The sequence below is a fragment of the Arthrobacter sp. GMC3 genome (genome assembly GCF_002929305.1).
In the GTDB taxonomy this organism is placed as follows: domain Bacteria; phylum Actinomycetota; class Actinomycetes; order Actinomycetales; family Micrococcaceae; genus Specibacter.
This window is the reverse complement of sequence record NZ_PJIO01000185.1, coordinates 1-502: the sequence shown is the minus strand read 5'-3', so window position 1 is coordinate 502 and position 502 is coordinate 1. Positions and strand designations below refer to the sequence as shown.

The following is a 502-nucleotide window of genomic DNA, read 5'->3' as shown; positions in this document are numbered from 1 at the left end:
TCCTTTCATTTTGTCCCATGTGTTGGGAGGGGCCTTTTTTACCTGGAGATATGACTATGAACGTTATTGCAATATTGAATCACATGGGGGTTTATTTTAAAGAAGAACCCATCCGTGAACTTCATCGCGCGCTTGAACGTCTGAACTTCCAGATGGTTTACCCGAACGACCGTGACGACTTATTAAAACTGATCGAAAACAATGCGCGTCTGTGCGGCGTTATTTTTGACTGGGATAAATATAATCTCGAGCTGTGCGAAGAAATTAGCAAAATGAACGAGAACCTGCCGTTGTACGCGTTCGCTAATACGTATTCCACTCTCGATGTAAGCCTGAATGACCTGCGTTTACAGATTAGCTTCTTTGAATATGCGCTGGGTGCTGCTGAAGATATTGCTAATAAGATCAAGCAGACCACTGACGAATATATCAACACTATTCTGCCTCCGCTGACTAAAGCACTGTTTAAATATGTTCGTGAAGGTAAATATACTTTCTGTAC

The 502-nt window shown here is 42.0% G+C and carries 1 protein-coding gene; it reads left to right on the top strand.

Features of this window, described 5'->3' with window-relative positions:
* Nucleotides 1-56: 56 nt before the first annotated feature.
* Nucleotides 57-502: Orn/Lys/Arg decarboxylase N-terminal domain-containing protein (locus tag CXQ94_RS24220; protein ID WP_368665599.1), on the top strand; the 446-nt coding region annotated here is incomplete at its 3' end.